Raw genomic sequence first — 20,434 nt, 5'->3', positions numbered from 1 at the left:
GGACCCAGTGGCACGCGTACATTTACCTCGCAAGAAAACGTAGAGCTGCCCGAGATCGATCCAGGTGACTGCTGCGCGGTCTGTGCGCGCCACGCAATCCGGATGAACGAATCGTACACTATCCGCCGCTCGGCCTCGTATGTTCGTACACCTACGGCGACCTGACCGGTCGCCCGAAAACTGTGCGAAGCCGCCCACCTTGGAAGCCGGCAGGCTTGCCGTAATCGTGTAAATGTCAGGGCTGGAAAGAAACACCGCGCAGCACTCCCGGCTTCACGCGGTGGTACGGCCTAGCCCCGCTCGATGTGGACGACCTGCTGGTCCAGGTGGCGATAGTGTTCATACTATCGCTCAATGTGTGGATTAGCCACGCAAGCCGATCCTGGCCTCACGCGTAGACCTTCAAAGCACGGAACATCGCGCCCATCGCCCTTGACGCCCGGACTTCTATTGTTGAGATTAAAGGTTGGCCTGAACATTCTTAAGCTACGCGCGAGAATCGACGCAACGAGTACGACGATTATGATGAACGGTTTGACCCTGGTTCCTGAGCCACAACATTGGTGGAGAGGTCACAACGGAGTTCGCTTAGGCGGCGACACATTGGGTGACCCGAGCGGCACCCCGGTCATGTTGCTCCATGGTGCGGGACAAACCCGCCACTCATGGCGCCATATGGCGCACCTGCTCGGCGAGGCAGGCTTTCATGTCATTTCTTTTGACGCGCGAGGCCACGGCTGCTCGGACTGGCCAACGGACTGCAATTACAGTCAAGGTGCGATGGTGCGAGACCTTGAACGTATCGCACACTCACTGGGCGTAACACGACCAATACTTATTGGCGCTGCGACCGGAGCAGCTACCAGCTTGCTCGCAGTCGGCGAGAACTTCGTAGATGCACGCGGGCTAATCCTTATCAACTTTGCGCCGCAGACGGAGCCTGTGGGCGTCGCTCGGATACAGTCGGATATGCGTCAGCAGGCGGTCTCAACCGGCAAATCCGGGAGCTGCGACCCCCACTTTGTTTCGTGGCCTCGCGACATGGCGAGGCGCCATCAACGGCTCATTGCAAGTGCACGAAAGCTCGCTCAGCCCACACTGCTTATGCGCGGAGAGAAGTCGGACGTCATTAGCGAGTTGGGTGTCGCAGAGTTTTGCGCACTTTGTCCACAAGCCGAGTACGTCCGCATTCAAGGCGCGGGCCATCAGCTTGGCGAGTATGACGAGATTTGCGGTGAAAAGGTACTACGCTTCATCAGCCGCCGGATAGTAAACAGTCGTTCACGGACCAAACGGCTCTATGAACAAGCCAGATTGGAATGATCTGACTATCTAGCGAACGCCCCCAGATGAACCTGTAACCTGCTACCGAGCGACATCGACTACCCGAAGAAAACATCCACCAGGCGAGTTCCGTCCGCCGACGAACTTGTCATTGTACGGAACGAGATAACCGACTCCCGTTCTCGAAGAAGCCGCCGACTCTTCCCATCAAGAACGCCTCCTCAGCTCAACGAGCAAATCCTGGTAGCTCGCTCATTCAACTCGCTGCACGATCGCTCACGATCGCTCACACTTCCCCACCTACAACTTACTCTACATACACGGCCTCTTTGCGATTCCGATTGGTGGAACGTAAACAGACTCCCGAAAGTATTCTGGACGTCGCAGAAAGCACAGTAGCAAACGCAATCTTCCACACATTCTGATCGTGCTCCCATCGAAGTACGGAAATGTTTCGCTGGTCGCGTTGACGGCTGATCCACATCACCAGCATTGTGATGATCGAGAATATTTGTTCAGAATGTGTTCGGAAATTTAAACAAATATTAAATCTAATAACGGAGACCTCATGATACGAGCCGATATCGTTGCATCTCTTCGAACAACCGTTCGTGCAAACGAATGCCTCCGCTCCTCCGCGGTGCTATCAGCGCCCACCTGAACAATCGGGTCAAGTGACGGCGCTCGAATACACGCACCGCAACCTGTGGGAGGAGTAGTCGGCGCACCGCCGCACCCAAATACAAAACAACAATAAGAAGTTGTCGCTTTTCACCAAAGCTTTTACCAACCATTGAATCAGGAGACATGTCAGTGAAAAAGCGTTTTTTGTCAATTGCTGTCATTGGGGCGTTCGCGGGTACGGCGTCCGCACAAAGCAGTGTGACGCTGTACGGCCTAATCGATGCCGGCCTTAATTACGTCAATAACGATAATGGAAAACCGAACTGGACTATGACTTCCGGCGTCATCCAGGGAAACCGCTTCGGACTCAGAGGAAGCGAAGATCTTGGCGGCGGAACGAAAGCCATTTTCGTACTCGAAAACGGCTTTACGGGTGGTGGAGCGCTAGCGCAAGGTGGCCGCCTGTTCGGACGTCAGGCGTACGTGGGAATGCAGAACGATAGGTTCGGCACTGTCACGATGGGACGTCAGTACGATTCGGTGGTCGACTACGTTCAACCCTTAAGCGGAATCGTCTACACGGGTCTCGCTCATCCATTCGATAACGACAACCTCGACAATTCTTTCCGCGTCAACAACTCAATCAAATTCACTAGCGCCAACTACGGCGGCTTCAAGTTTGGCGGAATGTACGCCTTCAGCAACACGGCCACAACGGACACTGGCTCTGGATTTGCCACCAATCGACTGTGGAGCGCTGGCGCCAGCTATACGTTGGGTCAGTTGTCCCTCGGTGCGGGCTACACGCACCTCAATGCACCGAACGCGAATACCACGGGCGCCATCTCGGGCGACTACATCAATGTCACCTCCACTTCAGCGCTGCACTCAGCAGGGCTGGCAACCGCAGTGATCCGCGAGGATAACGCGGCAGTAGGCGCCACGTATCAATTAGCCGCAGTGAGGGTCGGCTTCGTCTATAGCCATTCGAAGTTCAATTCGGTCCACGACACCCTGAAGTTCGATAACTACGCAGCTTCAGCCAACTGGCAGATCTCCCCCTCGTTCTACCTGTCGGGAAATTACACGTTCACCGACGGGAAGCTGAGCTCAAACAGCAAGAGTCCAAAGTATCACCAAGTCGAACTCATCGGCGATTATTTCCTTTCCAAGCGTACGGACGTCTATCTGCTTGGCGCTTACCAACACGCGGCCGGAGACGCAACTGTCGCGTCAATAGCTCCTGACACCTACGGCACCGGCGGCTCAGCAGCGCCCGATGCATCGACTACCAAGAACCAGGTGCTCATTCGACTCGCAATGCGGCACAAATTCTAATCCGTAACCGTGGAGAGACGGGGTGCGCGTTCAGCGCGCTCCCCCGTCTTGGCGGCAACTGCTTTAAATTAGTTCCGACAAGACGGGCTCGCCGCGCTGGACTCGACGGACAGCCACCTACCTTCCTCCTCTGCGGACAGGCGTAAACGCCGCAAGCTCGGAGCGCCTGGAAGCCCTCTCCAGTCCTACTTTACGTGTCGTTGGATCAAAGCAATTGCGGCACCGAGTAGGGAGACCGCTGAGACTATGTAGAAGCAGTCCAACACACTCATAAAAAACGCCTGATGGACTGTCAAACGCGTGAGTGCCTCGAGTGCCATTCGTCCCGCCTGTGTGGCCGTATATCCCTGAGTAGCAAATGCGGATGTCATCGCCTCCAGTGTGCTCGCGAATATTGGGTTATACGGAGTAGCGAATTCAACCAGCCTCGTTTGATGAACAGCTAGTCGATGCTGTTCGAAGATGATCATGGAAGCAGTAGAAAGCGAATATGCCAGCTGCTTGACGATGTTTTTTAATCGATATCCATGGGTAAATTCGTGATCCGAAAATATCTTCCAAGCAACGCCTCCACTAGGAAGAGCGATGAACATTAAAAGAAAACCACGCACGATCAACGGTGGAAGCAGCCACGGCGCACTAACACCCGGTGATAGGTGGTAAAACCAAACGGCGATAAACGTTGCCATCAGGAACCCTGGAACAATCAACCACTTCTTTTCATTAACATATTTTGCGTACCGAAAATATAGGATCGCCATTCCAACAGATGAAAGCGATGTTAATCCGACCAGCGTTCCAACGAATTCTACGGGGTATCCAAGGCCAGCATCCATGAATCTGGAAATCAGGTAGCCGATCGCGTTCGTGACGTAGTAGTAGAACGCATAGAGAATGATCGCGGTCCTGAAAACCCCCTCACGCAAAGCGTTTAGTCGGACGAGCGGCTTTGGATGACTCCACTGCTGCCATGCAACCCATCCAAGCGCGAGTAATCCTGTCGCCATCAGCATGACTAGCACGGGAGAACTGCCGAGTAGCTCGAATCGAACCTGTTGAGCAACGATTTGCAGCGCGCCAAGCGAAAGTGCGAACAACAGGTATGGCAACAGATGCATATCACTTCGCATTGTCTCCTTGCATATACCGATGTGCGGCACGACGAGAAACGAAAATGTCGCGAGTACGATACCGGCGATCGTCGTGCAGATGAAAAGCGCATGCCAATCAAAGTACGCTATGAGAAATCCCCCGATCAAAGGGGCCGATGCGCTTGCCAAGAGGATGACTAACAGGAAAAGCCGGGTGGCCGATGGACGATAGGCTGGCGAAAATCCCGTCTGAATGAGAATGCGACAGGTACCCAGCATCGGGCCTATGAAATAGGCCTGGAAGCCACGCGCCATGGCGACCTCGAAAGAGGTCGAACTCAGTGAAACTGCGAGAGAGCCGATGGAGAACATCAGCAAACATATGGTCAGATATCGACGATATCCGATCCGCTCTACGAACCATTGTTGGTGAACGATACCCAGTACCGACGCCACTGCATAGGCCGATGACGACCAAACCATTTCGTCCGGCGGAACGTTGATCCCGCCGGCGATATAGCTGTTGAAGAACGGGAACATCGTGTTGTCGAAGTAGTCCAGCCCTACCGACAGCGCGACAGCCCACGGGAACAAATCACTGCGTAGAGGGCGAATGGTGAGCAATCGCGTACGCAAATTTTTCATACTCACCATACGACATCCCCGTCACTTCGCTGCACTGCTTGATGCTGTCGCACCGCTATGCCTTTACTGAATATCCCGAGGCGGAGCGTTGCGCTCACACCCACCTTCATGCCATGACGATAGTCTTGGATTCCATAAAGGCAGTCAGGCCCTCAGTACCGCCCTCCCGGCCGATACCCGATTGCTTGAATCCGCCAAAGCCGATGGAGAAGTCGGTCCGCGGCCCGTTATGACCGACGGTTCCTGAGCGAATCTGTCGGGCCACATTTAGCGCACGATCGCGGTCATTCGTGAACACAGCGGCATTCAAGCCGTAAGGCGTGTCGTTTGCCATCTGGATCGCACTGGCCTCATCGTCAGCCGGTATGACGCTCAAAACCGGCCCGAAAATTTCCTGTTGTGCGATCGTTGACCGGTTATTCACATTTCCAAAAACGGTGGGTTCAAAAAAGAAGCCGCGGGTTTGAGCCGGCGGTCGCTTACCGCCGGTTGCAAGCGTCGCGCCTTCGGCGACACCCATCTCTACAAAGCGTTGAACCGTGTCACGTTGCCGCGCACTCGCAAGTGGTCCGGATGTCGTCTCGGGCGCAAAGGGATCCCCTACGACGATCTGCTTCGCAATGTTTGCGAGTGCCTCGACCATAGCGTCATGTTTTGCCCGCGGCACAATTACGCGTGTCAAGCTATGGCAAATCTGCCCGGTGTTGTAGCCAAAATAGGATGAGCCGAGGGTCTGCGCTGCTGTCTCAATATCGTAGTCGTCGAGGATGATAGCGGGAGACTTTCCACCCAGTTCGAGTGTGACGCGGGCAACCCGATCGCCGGCGATCGACGCGATTCTTCGACCAGCGCCGGTTGAGCCCGTAAATGTGATTTTGTCTACCCCGGGATGGCGAACCAGTTCTTCCGACACATCCCGGTCCGCCGTGACGACGTTAATCACGCCAGGCGGCAATCCGATTTCTTCGCAGATTTCCGCGAGCATGTACGCGGAACACGGAGCTTCTGGCGATGACTTGATGACCAACGTGCAACCAGCAAGCAATGCTGGTGCCGTCTTGTAGGCCATCAAACCTGCCGGACCGTTCCATGGAATGATTTCACCTACAACTCCAACGGGTTCATAGACGCGGTAGGCGACGTTGCCCGTAACGGACTGATGTTCCTCCATGAACGGGAAGGTCGACGCCATCGCTGCGTATTGGCGAAAAGCACCACTAATGAACAAGCCAATACGAGGTTGAGCGACCTTATACACAATCCCGGTCTCGATTGACCAAACGCGCGCGAAGTCGTCGTTTAATGCCTCCAATCGCTCCGCAAATCTCTCCAGATAGCCGGCACGTTCCACCGGCGTCATTCGCGGCCAAGGCCCATTGTCGAACGCTTCGCGCGCCGCCTCGATTGCGCGTTGCATATCCGCAGAGGCAGCCTTTGCCACGGTCGCGACAACTTCCTCTGTCGCGCAATCGATTACGCTGAAGGTTTCCGAGGTCGAAGGCTCGACCCACTTTCCGCCGATGAAGAATTGATGGGGGTGCTTCAGTTCGATAGTTCTCTTCGTCATTACAACCTCCGTTGTCCTTTACACGGACAAATGCCATATTTCAGATTCGATCCGGATCTCGGATCTCAAAAGACAATGACGCCTTTGCCGCCGCTCTGCTGATTGAAGTGGGCGTAGGCTTCATCGGCCTGTGACAGCGTCCATTCGTCGGTAAAGAGGCGGTCGACCTCAACACCGTGGTTGGCTATAAAGTGCGCACAATCCTTCATCCCGATTTCAGAAAAAGTGAAGGAGCCGATCAACGTGCGTTGTTTGCCGATCACGTCCTTCATTGCGTCGAGCGTCAGGTTGCCGCCGACGGCGACGAGGGCCACGCGCCCCCACACTGCCGTACTAAGCACTGCCTGCCTCCGCGGCACCTCACCGCCTGCACAGTCGACGGAGCACGACACGCCCTTTCCACCCGTAAGCTTGTGGACCTCCTCCACGGCGTCAGCCTGGCTTGCGTCGATCGCGTGGGCGACACCAAACTCCTTCGCGCGTGCTACACGGTCGGCATTGATGTCGACGCCGATCACCTCGACACCCATCGCCGCAGCGAGTTGCGCCGTGGAAAGGCCGACGGGACCAAGGCCGAATACCGCGAGGGTGTCACGTGCGCTGATATCGAGACGCAAGAGGGCCCCGTAGGCTGTGCCGGTACCGCACGACACGGCGGCACCGCCTTTGAACGATACTTCGTCGGGCAGATGGACGAGCGACGATGCCGGCACCTTCATATAGTCGGCATGACCTCCGTGACTTAAGACTCCGTAAATACGGGCACCTTTGTCGCACAGTTGGGTCCAGCCCGTCCGACAATGATCACAGAACGCGCACCCGGCATAATGGAACACCATCACCCGATCGCCGATCTTGAACGAGCCCCTGTCCACTCCTGCCCCGATCGCAGCTACTACGCCACACGGTTCATGCCCGCCAATAATGCAGTCCGATTCCATCCGATCCTGCATTCCAAGCATCGCCAGGGACTTTGCCATGCCATCCCGATAGTAGTGCAAGTCGGTTCCACACATTCCGGACGCTTTAATTTCGACTATGACTTCACCGGGACCGGGGGATGGGTCGTCGAAATCCAGCACTTCTACCTTGCAATCCCCTCGAAATACCATCCCTCGCATACGTCCTCCTACATTCTGTATCGGCGTCGTTATTCCGTACCCGCGTCATACGCCGACTAGGTCAATCAAAAGATGTGATCTGAATCCACGTCCGTGTTTTCTCCACCGCCACGCCGCGATGGCACGCTCGTTCCAGGCACTAGATCGCGTTTGCGTGCCTGGAGCCGAGCCGTCATAGGACGCTAGCGATCGCCAATCGGCGAGTTTCGAACGCTTGCTGCCGCAATCGTGTGATGTCTCGTTTTGGCGCATCACCGAACATCCGACTGTATTCTCGACTGAACTGCGATACGCTTACGTAGCCGACCGCTTTGCTGGTGCCAGCCACATCTTGCTTTGTCGATAGCATCAAACGTCGTGCCTCCTGTAGCCTCAACACTTTCTGATACTGCAAGGGGCTCATTGAAGTCGTCGACTTGAAATGGTTATGAAACGTCGAAGCGCTCATATGCACTGATCGGGCCATTTCTTCCACGGTAAAAGATTGCATGTAGTTTTCCCGTATCCATGTAATGGCCTTGGCGATGCGGGTATATGTCGAATCCTCATGCCCGATCTGTGCAATACGGCTACCTAATGGACCGAGCAGTAACCGCATAAGGATTTCATCAATGATGATTGGACCGAGTAGATCTCGTTCATGTGGCTTCGCCATCGACTCGAGAAGCCTTGTAGAAGCATCGACTATTGCGGCATCCAATGGTCCAATCTGGATGGCGCCGTATTCACTGATCTTCGGTAAGCCGTGAGGAAAGACCTTGGGGGACAGGCTGGCGAGCCGAGCTGCGTCCAGATCCAGCCGAAAACACAGGAATGGCGCCGATGGGCTCGCACGATTCACCTTGCCGGCAACCGGAACCTCGACACCGTAGACAAGCATGTGCGCTTCATCATACTCATACACGCCTTTACCGGACATGATCGTCTTTGAGCCTTGTACCGCGAAGCACAAACATGGTTTCTGCACACCATGCACCAGCTCCTTGCACGAACTCGACGCTCGCATGACGTGCACACCTGCGACTGGCAAGTCAAATCTGCCGTCATACGGAGCAAACCTTTCGATCAGTCCAGCCAGCGAACCAGGTTCACCGGATTGTGATAACGGAGCTTTCGTAGTCCTGCCCATACTTTCTTGCGTGAATCGGCCACATTGTCAGAACCGATCCCTTCCTCTGAATAAGCACAGCTATATCGTAACGCGCGTTCCACGACGCCCCATGCACAAACTTGCCGTCTTTTTGCACAATTCTCCGAATGGCTTTCGCTTACTTCCCCGAGCACCTAGCAGGTCAGATGGCCCGGGTTCGGCCGGCAAGGAACTCACTCGATCCATTTCACACCCGGACGCAAGCGATTCCGGAGACATCGATGCCGCACCACTCGTCTCATACAGAACTCGCATTTCGATGTAAGACGACCGTCGCCACGTACCATGGATGGGACTGACTCGCGCGCCGGCGCACGGATTCAAACTGAACGAATGCTCTCCCGAAACTGACATACGTCAGCAATGCAGGGTAAAATCCGGCGAACTATCAAATTTGGATAACTACTGCTTCAGACGGCAACAACGCACTCCATCAAGGCGATCTTTGATGATGCTATGCGCGACCCGAGTTCGGTTCAATTGACAAATGCCGAATCGTAGGTTCGGATACATCGAAGGCGGGCCGCCCGACGCGCCGCGCAATTTGTCAGTTCATCAGGCCATCGAGATCGAAACCAGACGGCCTTTCGACGTGCTGCTTCCCGGCTACACCACTACCAAACTTGCCAGGTTGAATTGTTGTTCCTGGAACGATGCGTCATCCGTCGGCCTGGCGTCGTCACACTGCGGCCTGTGCACCCTCGGCTCCTCATCCGATTCCTGGCCCGCAGAGCGGGAATAGATGATCGATTCAGCTCCCACGACGAACGGACTTACATCGCGATACCGTTGTATGCAAACTCAAGGCACAGTCGAAAGCGATGACGACATCGCGTTCCAGATTCATGGGTTAGCCGTCGTTCTTGTAAAGGACCCCGCCGCGTGGGCGAGTCGATTGATATCGGCACTCTCAACGACGGCCGTGTTGTTCCCGCTGCGCGCGACCTGCAACATGGCCTGTCCCATACGAACCGTGTCGAGCACTCGCTCTGGGAACAGTCTTCGCAACATCGCGAAAACCCAGCCCAGGTACGTATAGAGAAGTCGGAGCATGCGAGTTTTCGACTTTTCCCCATGAAGCGGAACAATGAACCCCGGGCGAAACAAATAGACTTGGCGAAAACCGAGTTTCTGCAACTCGTTCTCTGTTCGACCCTTGATCCTCGCCCACATAACTGCCCCCCGCTCGGTGGAGTCTGTGCCGCCCCCTGAGACATAGACAAACGTCATGCCGGGCTCGAGCCGAGCGAGCGCCTGCCCGACCGCGATCGGAAGGTCATGATTAATCCGGATGTAACCCGCCTCGTCGGTGTCGCTAACAGAGATGCCCAAACAGAAGAAACACGCATCGTATCCGCCCAACTGCCCCTCGATCCCACGGTAGTCGAAAAGATCGTCTTTCACGAGATGAAGTAGCTTGGGGTGCTCTTGCGTCAGCCGGCTGCGGCCTATTACGAGCACGGCCTCAACGTTCGGGTCCAGCAGGCATTCCCGCAGAACACCTTGGCCGACCATACCGGAAGCTCCAAAGAGAATAACCTTCATACGCCCTCAATGTCGTTGCATAGACAGCATGCGGCAGGAGACCCGAACAGGCGCGAAGGACGAGGAGCCCGCATGTTTGCACTTCGTTCGGACTGCAGGTGCCTGCGCTCTCAGTGCAGGCCTTCAACCATCTAACTCGTGGCCAGAACAGCCACCAGAAAGCGGGTTTGTCGCTGTACGCGCGTTATAGCAATGCCTGGATTGCCGCGCACCAGGCGGTCGAGATGAGCCGCGCAGACTCGATACGTTGACTGTCGCACGCTCGCGTGAAGCCGCCGGCTACTCGAATGGCTCTTTCGGCGCGTCCTCTTTGTGGTGCACGTCGCTCGCGTTGGTTAGTTAGGCTACGCACAGCACTGTGTGTTCGGAGCCGCATGCTCCGATCACGCCCACGGGTGCGCGATAACGAGGCTGAAACTAAAGAATCGCTTTACCATCGGCGGCTTTACGATGGCAGAAAGCGCATCGATCATCCGTTCGGTCACCACCTTGCCAGAGTTAGCACCATCGGTTCAAAGCCGGCTAACAAGACAAATCAGCAAGACACATCGTCTGATGTATCTTGCGTGTAGCCTCCTACGCATACAATGTGTGCGTTAGAGATTTTCCTTGTAGAACGGGATCAGTTTCGCCAGCGCCTTCCCCACCGGTTCGGGCTTGTCGTATAGGTCGTAGTGCGACCAACCTTCCACGACCACCAGTTCCTTCTTCTTCGAAGCGGCGCGACCGATGATCTCGCAGCCGTCGCGATAAGCGCCGAATGCGCCCACCTTGTCACCCACCACAACCATTAGCGGCTGCGTGAGCAGCGTTTCGCATAGGTGGAACGCATCCCAGCCGACGGCGGCAGCCTGGTGCGAAAACAATGCGCGGTTCACACCATTGGGCGCACGACCGCGATCCGAGCGGTAGTACTCGGTGGCACCGTAAAGGTCGGTTTCCGTCAATCCAGCTTCCCGCGCCGCTTCCGGCGACGGCGGCAGCAGATCATCCACGCGCAGGGCCGCACCTCGTGCCTCGGCGGTACGTTGTTTGGCCATCGCTTCCAATGCCGCGATGGGGTTGTAGTTGCTGAAACCTTCGCGCATCAGCCGACCATAGTTGGCACCCGTCACGGTGGCGACAGCCTTGATACGCCGCTCGGTCATCGCAGCGTTGATTGAATAACCACCACCGCCACAAATTCCGAGTACGCCTATACGATCCTCGTCAACATACGGCAGCGTCACCAGGTAATCGCAAACCACGCGGAAGTCCTCCACGCGCAGCGTGGGATCTTCAATGTAACGCGGCTCGCCACCGCTATCCCCCTGAAAGCTCGCGTCGAAAGCAACGACAACGAAACCTTCTTTGGCCAAAGCCTCACCATATACATTTCCCGACGTCTGCTCTTTGCAACTCCCGATAGGATGGGCACTGATGATGGCAGGATACTTCTGGCTTTCACTAAAGCCCGGCGGGAAATAGAGGTTTGCAGCAATGTCCCAATACAGGTGCTTGATTTTGACGCTCTTCATGATGCACTCCATTCAGAGTAAGGATCCAATGGCCCGCCGGGTTCCGCCCGGCAACGGGACTGGCTACGCAACGATGAGTGAACTATAGGGAAAACTTTGGCTTCCAAAAAGGGAGTAATATCGACTACAGTTGTAATCTGAGATTGACAATGGCCGCCATATGGATCCTGCCCTGCTCCCATCGCTCGCTGCATTCGCTCACGTCGCACACCATCGGAGCTTCACCAAGGCAGCCGCCGAAATGGGCGTCTCCCGCGCGAACCTTTCTCAGAACGTAAAGGCCCTTGAGCGTCGGCTAAACATCAAGCTGCTTTATCGAACAACCAGGGACATGTCGCTCACCGAGCACGGGCAGCGGCTCTACGACGTGTGGTATCCGGCACTGACTTCGGTCGAGCGAGCGGTGCAGCAACTCCATGATGCGCAGGACGAACCTTCGGGTCTTGTGCGGGTAAACACATCTCGAATCGCGGCCAAGACACTCGTGGAGCCGCATCTGGAAGAGTTTTGTTCCCGCCACCCGAAGTTAAGCCTCGAACTGGTCATGGACGATGCTCTGGCGAATATTGTTGCGGACGGGTGTGATGCCGGCATTCGACTCGGTGAGAGCCTCGCCGAGCACATGATGGCCGTACCGATTACGCCGGCGCTGGAAATGGCGGTGGTCGGTACACCCGCCTACTTCGCGCGCTACGGAAAACCGACCAGTCCAGAGGATCTGCCGAACCACAACTGCCTGCGCTACCGAGAAAGAAGTGGAGCAATACATCCGTGGGAATTCACGTCGACGGAAGCAGGCGGACATCTGTTCACGGTGGAACCGCAGGGCAGCATCACCACAAATGACGATGATGGCATGCTTCGCGCCGGCCTACAGAATGTCGGACTCATTCAACATATCGACATCGCGGTTCGGCCGCACGTAGAGTCTGGAGCGCTAATCCGCGTACTGGAGCGCTGGTGCAAACCCTTCCCAGGCTTCTACATCTACGCCCCCACCCGCGCACAGATGCCTGTGAAGGTGCGGGCACTCATTGATTTTCTGGTTGAGAAACGGGAGCGCATGACCTTGCCTCCTTCACCGGCCGAGAAGCGTGTGAAGGTATCGACGAGTTAAGAAGGCGTCGCCGTACTCACGTCGGACAGCTACCGCCGCCCGGCGGATCAGTAATCGGGTACAGCGCAATGTGCTGGGGTGAACCGATTGCCTCCAGCGCCTGTTGCGGAGGATCTTCGTGAACGATGAAGCTCGAAATCATCGTTACGAGTCGCTTGCTCTGATCGTCGAGAGACTGCGCTGCGGCGGCCACTTCCTCGACATAGGCGGCATTGTGCTGAGTCGTCCTGTCCATTTCGGACACGGCCTGATTGATCTGCTCGATGCCGTGACTCTGCTCAACCGAAGCATCCGCAATTTCCTCCATCAAACCGGTCACACGCCGGATCGCAGACATGATTTCGGACATCGACGCACCCGCAGCATTCACAAGCTCCACGCCGTTTCGAACGTGTGTCACAGAGTCCTGAATGAGATCACGGATCTCTTTCGATGCCGACGAAGAGCGCTGCGCGAGCGATCGAACTTCAGATGCGACAACTGCGAAGCCGCGTCCCTGCCCACCCGCGCGCGCGGCTTCGACCGCAGCGTTCAGCGCGAGAATGTTGGTCTGAAACGCGATGCTCTCGATGATACCGACAATTTCAGCGATCCTTCCGGAGCTCGTGTCAATTCGGCTCATCGCATCGATGACTTGTGACACGACTGCGCTGCTACGCTCGGCGACCTGCACTGCCTGTATCGCAACCTGGCTTGCTTGGCGAACATTTTCGGTATTTTGATTTACCGCCGATGAAAGCTCCACCATGCTCGCCGCCGTTTCCTCGAGCGCGGCCGCCTGCTGCTCTGTGCGACGAGATAGATCCAGATCGCCGGCCGAAATCTGTGCAGCGGCAGATGCGATAGACCCTGCGCATATTTTGATGCCACTGATTGCGCCAGAGAGATTTGCCTGCATCAGCTTCATAGAGCAGAGCAGACTACCGCGATCATTCGGCCGGGTCAGCACAGTTGCTGTCAGATCGTTCTCGGCAATCCGCCCCGCGATCCTGACGGCATAGCCTGGTTCTCCGCCCAGCGTATGGACAATGCCTCGATTAAGGACGACAACTACGCTGCTCACTAGCAACGCTACGATCAGACAGATGCCAAGGCTTTGCAGCAGGCTCGTGTAGAACGCGGTGTCGATGTCGTCGATGAACAGACTAGTGTTGATGATCCAGTCCCACGCTCGCCAACTGTCGATGTAGGCGATCCGAGCGGCGTCAGTCGTCACACCGGAGGTTTCTCTCGGATAGGCAAAGCGTTGGAATCCGCTGCCGGACCGTGCCACCAAATCAATCTGGCCTTGGATGATCGCCCTGACCTTCGGGCTCAATTCGCTAATCGGTTTGTTCTGAAGAGAGGCGTCGAACGGATACATCAACACAACGCCCTTTGAGTTCACGATCGAAAAAAATCCGGATTCTCCATAACGCATGCCGCGAATCAAGTCCATTGCCCTCTTTTGGGCTTGCGCGACAGTCAGTTCGCCGGTAGACACCTGATTCGCATACGTTGCGATCGTTGCGAGCGCGATCTGGGTTGCATGGACCAGATCCGATTTCCGCTCCTCCAGACGGATTTCCCGACTCCGATACGCATCCGTAACGGACAGGAAGAGGAAACACAGCAGACATAGAATCAGCGGCAACCCTAGCTTTTGCGTGAATGACAATTTCATTAGTTGGTGTCTTTTCGTTGTTGTCAATCTGCTCGTCACGGCGGGCATGCGCGCCTTATACCTGCAAGTAGAGGAATGGCATCGGGAACGGGGCAGTCCTGTATTTGAATGATCGAGACAGCTGTGGCTGCTCGAAGCAGTTCGGCGGATGTTACTGACACCAGTGCTCAACCGGCAATCGCTCGCCATCTGGTGTTCCGTACGTTGGTAGGCGCGAAGCGGCTCCGAAACCGCTACGCTTCACTGGGGCGCGTTGAACTAGCCACTGCGAGGCAGCGACTCCAGTTCGACGGCGACCTATCTGGGTGCCCTCTGTTGACAGTTATTATTCATGGCACGCAAAGGTAGCCGACGTCGCGCGGTCGATTACCGTGCAACATTGAACGGCATCCTGTCTGTCCTGCAAACGGGGATTCGCCGGAAGACGTGCTGCGGGAACCCGGCTTCGGCAGCGCCAAGACATTCCAGCGACGGTTACGCGAATGGCACGCCATACACGCATCAGGCCAGGTGCAACTGGGAATGCTTCGGCGCCTGCGTGGATATGACGAGATTGATTAGGAACGGGCGAGGCTTGATGCGCTCAGCATTTTCAGTCGCACAGGCCAAGAAACAAATCCCAATCCGACGGCACGGACCACGCTTGGTTGAACCGGCATATCACCACAGGTACGTGAGACGTTCCGCGTGCCATCACGGTCACAGGGACCGACGGGGACGATTCGATGTTGTCCGGGCCGAAGGGACAGCTCGGCAAATACTCGGACATACTGCGTGCGAACAGGGGCTATGACTTTGCCCGATGGCGGCGTTACCTGAAGCAACGTTGAGTCACGACCGGTAGCGCGCCAAAGATACGGAAGGTAAGGAGCGATGTCGGCGACATCGCTGGGTCGTCGCACGCACTCCCAGTTTCCCGCTTTCGGCAAGCCTCCGCCTCGTTTACCTTGGGTACATTACTTATGGTGGCACGCATGGCTTTGCTGCCCGCCATTCGGTTAAACGAATGCGGGCTTGTCTCCATCCGTGCCCGGTTTGTTCACTCCGACATTGGCGCGCACCAGGCGGTCGGGGTTCTCTATGAGTTCCACTACCAGCGCGGCCACGCTTTTACGAGAAACTTCCGTGCCCTTGAACGGCTCATCCCTCGCGGTGATTTCGTAGCTCACTTCGTTTTCATCTTGCAACCAGGCTGCGCGAAGAATAGTGTATTCCACGTCGGATGCTTCGATCAGGTCCGCCGACCTGCGGTAGGGCGGCAGGTACTGTCCGATCTCGTCGCGGTTCCAGTCGCCAAACTTGCCGGGAACCTCGTCGTAGATACCCAGCGAATTCACGAAAATCAGGCGCTTGACGCCCTTGGCCCGCATTACCTCGAGAATCCGCTCGGTCTGCGCGTCCACCTCGCCCGCAAGATTGGCGTAGACCACGTCCTGCCCCTCCATGATCTGGGAGAGCGTTCTCTTGTCCATCACGTCGCCGATGACGATCTTAGCGTTGGCGGGTTCGCTGCTGGTGAGTTTCTTCGGATCGCGTACGAGCAGTGTCTGCTCCACGTCGCGGCGCTCGCCCAGCATCTGGACAGCCCAGCGCGCAACCTGGCCGCTGGCGCCCAGGATTAGTACCTTAGTCATAGTGTTTTCTCGACCTGGTTGGTTGACATGTCGGTGGAAGCCACGGGCGCGAGAGCAGTCAAAGGGCATTTTATGAAAAGAACCAGTTTGGCCAACGCCTCATTTTCCTCTGATGCGCGTAACGACAACGCGCCAAACCTCGGCGCGTTTTGCATCCGGCGATGCGGTTGCACATCAGCTACCCAAGAATGGTCCTTCGACGCCGTAAACAGGTCGATCACGGAAGGTATTTCACGCCGTTCTTCGCAAGTCGGAAACACGCTTCGTTGACCAGTGCAAACGTCATTCCTTTCACCGCGAATTTCAATGCCGAAATTACGCAGGCGGGTAGCGGTATTGACCTCTCTGAAACCTGCAGGCCAAGCGCCGATGACTGAACTGTAGAGAGTGCACTGGGTTTTTCATAGCGGCCAATCCGCACTACAGTTGTATTTGAAAATTTACAATAAGGACCAACGTGGACCTATCACGGCTTCCCTCACTCGCATGGTTCGTCGATGTCGCCCACCAGCAAAGCTTCATTAAAGCCGCTATGGAGATGGGGGGAGCGCGTCTTTATTGACGCTGCAAGACATATTGCGCCCGGCGCAGCTGTTTATCGACTACGCACTGGAGGTCGCGCCCGAATCCGACCAGGTGATTCTCGAAGAGTACGCCTGTCGCTGGGGCAACGCCATGCTCAACCTTGCGTGATGCATCCCTGCGTTGTCGCCCTGCCATGCGGCATTCCGCACCCCGCCACACGGCTGTCGATCCCGGTGCGCATTGAACCCGCCGGCAGGATGGTGACCTGGCCGGCCGATACGTTTGCGAACATCATCAAGTCTGTCAGGTCGCAGGCACAGGCTTGCGTCTGGGTGACAAACGGGGCTTCGCTTGCCGCTGCAGCTGGACGCATGAGCGTTGGCGCTGGCCGCGATAAGGGCGTTTATCACGGGATCCGCGTTTTTAATCACGCCAAAGCGGGTTGTCTGGCGTGAGGCTCGTGCGTAATCTATGCTGGAATTTCCGCCCTGCGCCCCGTGCGGCCGCCCCGGCACTTGCCCCTGCGCCGATCGCCCTGCCTCGCGCCGCCGTTTGCTGCCCGTCCGATGCCGGAGGCTCCCATGGCCCGCCCCGCCGCTGTCACCCCCGACGCGATCCGCGCCACCGTCCTCGCGATGCTCGCCGAGGCGGGCGACCCCGCGCCCGCCTCCGACACCCGCTTCCGGAAGATCGTCTCGGTCCGGAAACTGCGCGCGCGGCTGGGCGCCGGGGACCCCGCCACGCTCTCGCGGCACCTCAATGCGATCGAGGCAGAGCTCGTGCAGGCGGGCCTCGCCGGCTTCGCGGTGCCCGACGTGCCGCCCGAGATCGCCGCGCAGATGCGCGCGCTGTGGGAAGCCGCCGTCGCCACGCAGCTGGACGGCATCGTGCGGCTGCGCCGCGAAACCGATGGCATCGTGGCGGCCGCCACCGAGGCGCAGCACAACGCAGGGCTGAAGGTCGAACTGCTGCGGGTGGAGCTGGCCGACGTGCGCACCCGGCTCAGTGCGCGTGAGGCGGAGCTGGCCGTCGCCCGCGCCGGGTGCGAGGCGGCCACGCAGCGGACCACCGCCCTCGAAGATGCGGCGGGCCAGCTTCAGGCGAAGCTGACGGTTGCTGAGACAGCAACGGCCAGTGCCGCCCGGCAGCATGCCAGCGCGCTCACTGCCGAACGCGCCCGCTATGACGGCCTCTCGAAACAGCTGCTGCGGGAAACCGCGCACCAGCGCGAAACCTTCCAGACCGAGCGGCAGCGCCTCGAAGCGGAACTGGCGCGCACGGGCGAGCGGCTCGCCGCGCTCGAGTCGCTGCGCGAGCGGCTGCTGACCGAACTGGGAGAGGAGCGCAACGCCCGGCAGCACGCCGCCGCGGAAGCGGCCGCGCTGGCCACGCTGGTCGAGCAGCAGCGCCAGACGCTGGCGCGTGTCGGCAGCGCGACGGCGAAGGCACAACCGGCGGGCACACGTCGCCCGGTACGCAGCATGGCCCACACGACCCGAACGATGAAGGCGGCCGCGGTCACGTCCGCGAGGAAAGCACGATGACGCCGTCCCATCCGCCCGGTCTGTCTACCTGGCTCGACATGGGCTGCCGCCCGCCGCGGCGCCTGCCGGAGCCGCCGGAAGCCGCGCTGGAATACGTCGCGCATGCGCTCGGCCACCCCGTCTACGTGCGCTGGACCCTGACGGCCCTCAAGCGCGGCTGCCCGTCGCTGGCCGACGCGAAGCGCGAGCACCCGGCGGTTTTCGCGCTGCTGCTCGAGCACGACGCCGCCATCGAGTACTGGGAGCGCGGGCGCCTGCGCGTGGTGTCGGAAAGTTCCGCCCCCGCTGCCGCCACGGTGCTCGAGCGGGTGCTGCGCCAGCATCGTCGGCGGTTCCGCTTGGCGTCACCTGACGACGCGACGGACGGCGCCCTGGCGATCCGGCACACGGTCACAGATGGCAGTGCGGGCCTGCCCGCCGGCGTAGATCCCGAATGGCTCGCCCGCGCGGGGCGCTTCGCTAATCCGGCGGCGCTGACCAACACCCTCGGTGTCGCCGATGACGCCCAGGCCGTAAAACTGTTCCTGCGCGAGCGGGCCTCGCACTCGCCGCACACCCTGCGCGCCTACGTAACCGAATTGCGGCGGCTCGCGGCCTGGTGTACGCGCGAACGCCTGGGCCCCTACTCGGATCTCACCCGCCAGGACCTGATGGCGTACCGCGACGCCCTGCAGGCCCCGCGTGCCGAGGTCGCCGGAACCGTCCGGCGTGCGGCGCCGGCGAGCATCTCCCGCGCCCTCGCCGTGGTCTCGAGCCTGTTCGCGTGGTGGCACCGCACGGGCTATCTCACGGTCAATCCGGCCGAGGGCCTGGCCGCCGGGGGCCGCGCGCGCATGACCTGGACACCGGTGCGCTTCCTGCCGGCCGCCGCGCTCGCGCACTGTGATGCGGTCGCGGCAGGTGACGCGCCAGAAGAAGTTCCAGCCACTGTCTGGGCGCGGCGCCGCGCGGTCTGGGCGCTGTACCGCTTTGCCGGCATCCGGCTCGCCGAACTGGTGTGGAACGAGGAGTTCGCGCTACCGCGGATCGAGGCGGACGAGGCCCGCCAGTGGACCCTGCATGTCACCGGCAAGGGCGGCAAGCAACGCGCCATCCCGCTCCCCTCGACCTGCCTGCCGGCGCTGCGCGCGTACCGGTGCGCGCGGGGGCTGCCCGCGGATCCCCCACCTGGCGAGCGCCTGCCGCTCATCCACAGCGAACGCGGCCGGGCGCTGGGTACGAGCGGCCTCTACGACGAGGTGCGGGCGGTGTTTGCGCTGGCCGCGGCCCGGCTGCCGCCCGAAGAAAGCGCCCTGCGTGCGGCGCTGGAAACGGCGTCGACGCACTGGCTGCGGCATGGCTATGCGCGTACCCTGGTGGTCGATCACCGCGTGCCGCTGCCGGTGGCGCAGGCGCTGCTCGGCCACGCCTCGGTGCAGACCACGGCCGCCTATGCGCGGACCGATACCACGCAGCTCAGGGCGTTTGTGGAGGAGAGTTTTCGCAGCAATAGCTAGGCGACACTCGACGGATCGTCATCGAACCCTTGTGCAGCCGCCAAGCCCTATCTCATCGGTAGGGTCGAGAACAGGCCCGCGCACGGTAGGCCCTCGGTGGCTTCTCCCTCGCTTTCGCGGTGGGCCTCAACCCGTTGCCATGGCCACGTTTCCAGCTCCCGCCACGTCAAACGCAGCATGCGGTTTCCCCCCCCCACTGTTTTCCTGTCCGCTTCACGTCAAGATTTATGGGACCTATCATGCCGGGGACGCTTTCGGGGTGGTAGCACGGCGAACCCGATAGCCCTTGAACAGCTTCAGTTCGTCACATATAACCAGTGCCTACCCGTAACGGGTCGGGTGGGACTTTCGCCACCTGCATGGTTGAACAGGCTTCGCCGGATCTGCGGGGTCTCTCCGATGGCGTTTCGGCTAGTAATGTACCTTTCAGCAAGAATACGGCCTTAACTGGCGACCGCACGATTAACCCAGTTCAAGAAATACGGTAAAAAACCAGGAATCCGCACTTATCTCCTGCCCAAGTTAAAGATTTATGGTTCCCGCGCCACCTCAAAAGGCCCTGCGGCAGCCCCT

Annotated in this window: 14 protein-coding genes; 6 read left to right on the top strand and 8 right to left on the bottom strand. The window is 58.4% G+C overall.

The window, feature by feature from the left end:
- Positions 1–354 precede the first annotated feature (354 nt).
- Both P5W99_RS31290 and P5W99_RS31285 read left to right on the top strand, forming a co-directional pair.
- Positions 355–1,323, top strand: coding sequence for an alpha/beta fold hydrolase (locus P5W99_RS31290; protein WP_434666101.1), 969 nt, complete (start codon positions 355–357; stop codon positions 1,321–1,323).
- Between the two features lie 774 nt (positions 1,324–2,097).
- Positions 2,098–3,246 (top strand): porin, encoded by a 1,149-nt coding sequence (locus P5W99_RS31285; RefSeq protein ID WP_434666098.1) that lies wholly within the window; start codon positions 2,098–2,100, stop codon positions 3,244–3,246.
- A gap of 185 nt (positions 3,247–3,431) precedes the next feature.
- Here the strand turns inward: P5W99_RS31285 and P5W99_RS31280 are convergent, their stop codons facing one another.
- From P5W99_RS31280 to P5W99_RS31255, 6 genes are all read right to left on the bottom strand, one after another.
- On the bottom strand, positions 3,432–4,991 hold the full coding sequence (locus P5W99_RS31280; protein ID WP_434666096.1) for an MFS transporter: 1,560 nt from the start codon (positions 4,989–4,991) through the stop codon (positions 3,432–3,434).
- Between the two features lie 97 nt (positions 4,992–5,088).
- On the bottom strand, positions 5,089–6,549 hold the full coding sequence (locus P5W99_RS31275; protein WP_434666093.1) for an aldehyde dehydrogenase: 1,461 nt from the start codon (positions 6,547–6,549) through the stop codon (positions 5,089–5,091).
- A 65-nt stretch (positions 6,550–6,614) separates the two neighbouring features.
- Positions 6,615–7,661: a zinc-dependent alcohol dehydrogenase family protein gene (locus tag P5W99_RS31270; RefSeq protein WP_434666581.1), complete on the bottom strand. Its 1,047-nt coding sequence runs from the start codon at positions 7,659–7,661 to the stop codon at positions 6,615–6,617.
- Positions 7,662–7,842: 181 nt separating this feature from the next.
- Entirely contained in the window at positions 7,843–8,799 is a 957-nt protein-coding gene (locus tag P5W99_RS31265; RefSeq protein WP_434666091.1) for an AraC family transcriptional regulator N-terminal domain-containing protein, read from the bottom strand.
- Between the two features lie 864 nt (positions 8,800–9,663).
- Positions 9,664–10,365, bottom strand: coding sequence for an epimerase (locus P5W99_RS31260; protein ID WP_434666089.1), 702 nt, complete (start codon positions 10,363–10,365; stop codon positions 9,664–9,666).
- 596 nt (positions 10,366–10,961) lie between these two features.
- Complete coding sequence (locus P5W99_RS31255; protein ID WP_434666086.1) at positions 10,962–11,882, bottom strand: alpha/beta hydrolase; 921 nt, start codon at positions 11,880–11,882, stop codon at positions 10,962–10,964.
- 160 nt (positions 11,883–12,042) lie between these two features.
- Here P5W99_RS31255 and P5W99_RS31250 point away from each other — a divergent pair, with 160 nt between their 5' ends.
- Complete coding sequence (locus tag P5W99_RS31250; RefSeq protein WP_434666083.1) at positions 12,043–12,999, top strand: LysR family transcriptional regulator; 957 nt, start codon at positions 12,043–12,045, stop codon at positions 12,997–12,999.
- A 16-nt stretch (positions 13,000–13,015) separates the two neighbouring features.
- Here the strand turns inward: P5W99_RS31250 and P5W99_RS31245 are convergent, their stop codons facing one another.
- Both P5W99_RS31245 and P5W99_RS31240 read right to left on the bottom strand, forming a co-directional pair.
- Positions 13,016–14,662, bottom strand: coding sequence for a methyl-accepting chemotaxis protein (locus P5W99_RS31245; protein ID WP_434666080.1), 1,647 nt, complete (start codon positions 14,660–14,662; stop codon positions 13,016–13,018).
- Positions 14,663–15,660: 998 nt separating this feature from the next.
- Positions 15,661–16,296, bottom strand: coding sequence for an SDR family oxidoreductase (locus P5W99_RS31240; RefSeq protein WP_434666077.1), 636 nt, complete (start codon positions 16,294–16,296; stop codon positions 15,661–15,663).
- Positions 16,297–16,854: 558 nt separating this feature from the next.
- Between P5W99_RS31240 and P5W99_RS31235 the strand changes: the two genes are divergently transcribed.
- The 3 genes from P5W99_RS31235 to P5W99_RS31225 all read left to right on the top strand — a co-directional run bounded on the left by P5W99_RS31235 (position 16,855) and on the right by P5W99_RS31225 (position 19,861).
- On the top strand, positions 16,855–16,989 hold the full coding sequence (locus P5W99_RS31235; RefSeq protein WP_434666074.1) for a hypothetical protein: 135 nt from the start codon (positions 16,855–16,857) through the stop codon (positions 16,987–16,989).
- A gap of 413 nt (positions 16,990–17,402) precedes the next feature.
- Complete coding sequence (locus P5W99_RS31230) at positions 17,403–18,365, top strand: DNA-binding protein (RefSeq protein WP_434666072.1); 963 nt, start codon at positions 17,403–17,405, stop codon at positions 18,363–18,365.
- Positions 18,362–19,861 (top strand): tyrosine-type recombinase/integrase, encoded by a 1,500-nt coding sequence (locus P5W99_RS31225; protein WP_434666069.1) that lies wholly within the window; start codon positions 18,362–18,364, stop codon positions 19,859–19,861. The genes P5W99_RS31230 and P5W99_RS31225 overlap by 4 nt, the downstream gene beginning before the upstream one ends.
- Positions 19,862–20,434: the final 573 nt, after the last annotated feature.

The sequence above is a fragment of the Paraburkholderia sp. A3BS-1L genome (genome assembly GCF_051125215.1).
Taxonomy (GTDB): Bacteria; Pseudomonadota; Gammaproteobacteria; order Burkholderiales; family Burkholderiaceae; genus Paraburkholderia.
The sequence above is the reverse complement of the archived record's forward strand: the minus strand, read 5'-3'. Positions and strand labels throughout refer to the sequence as shown.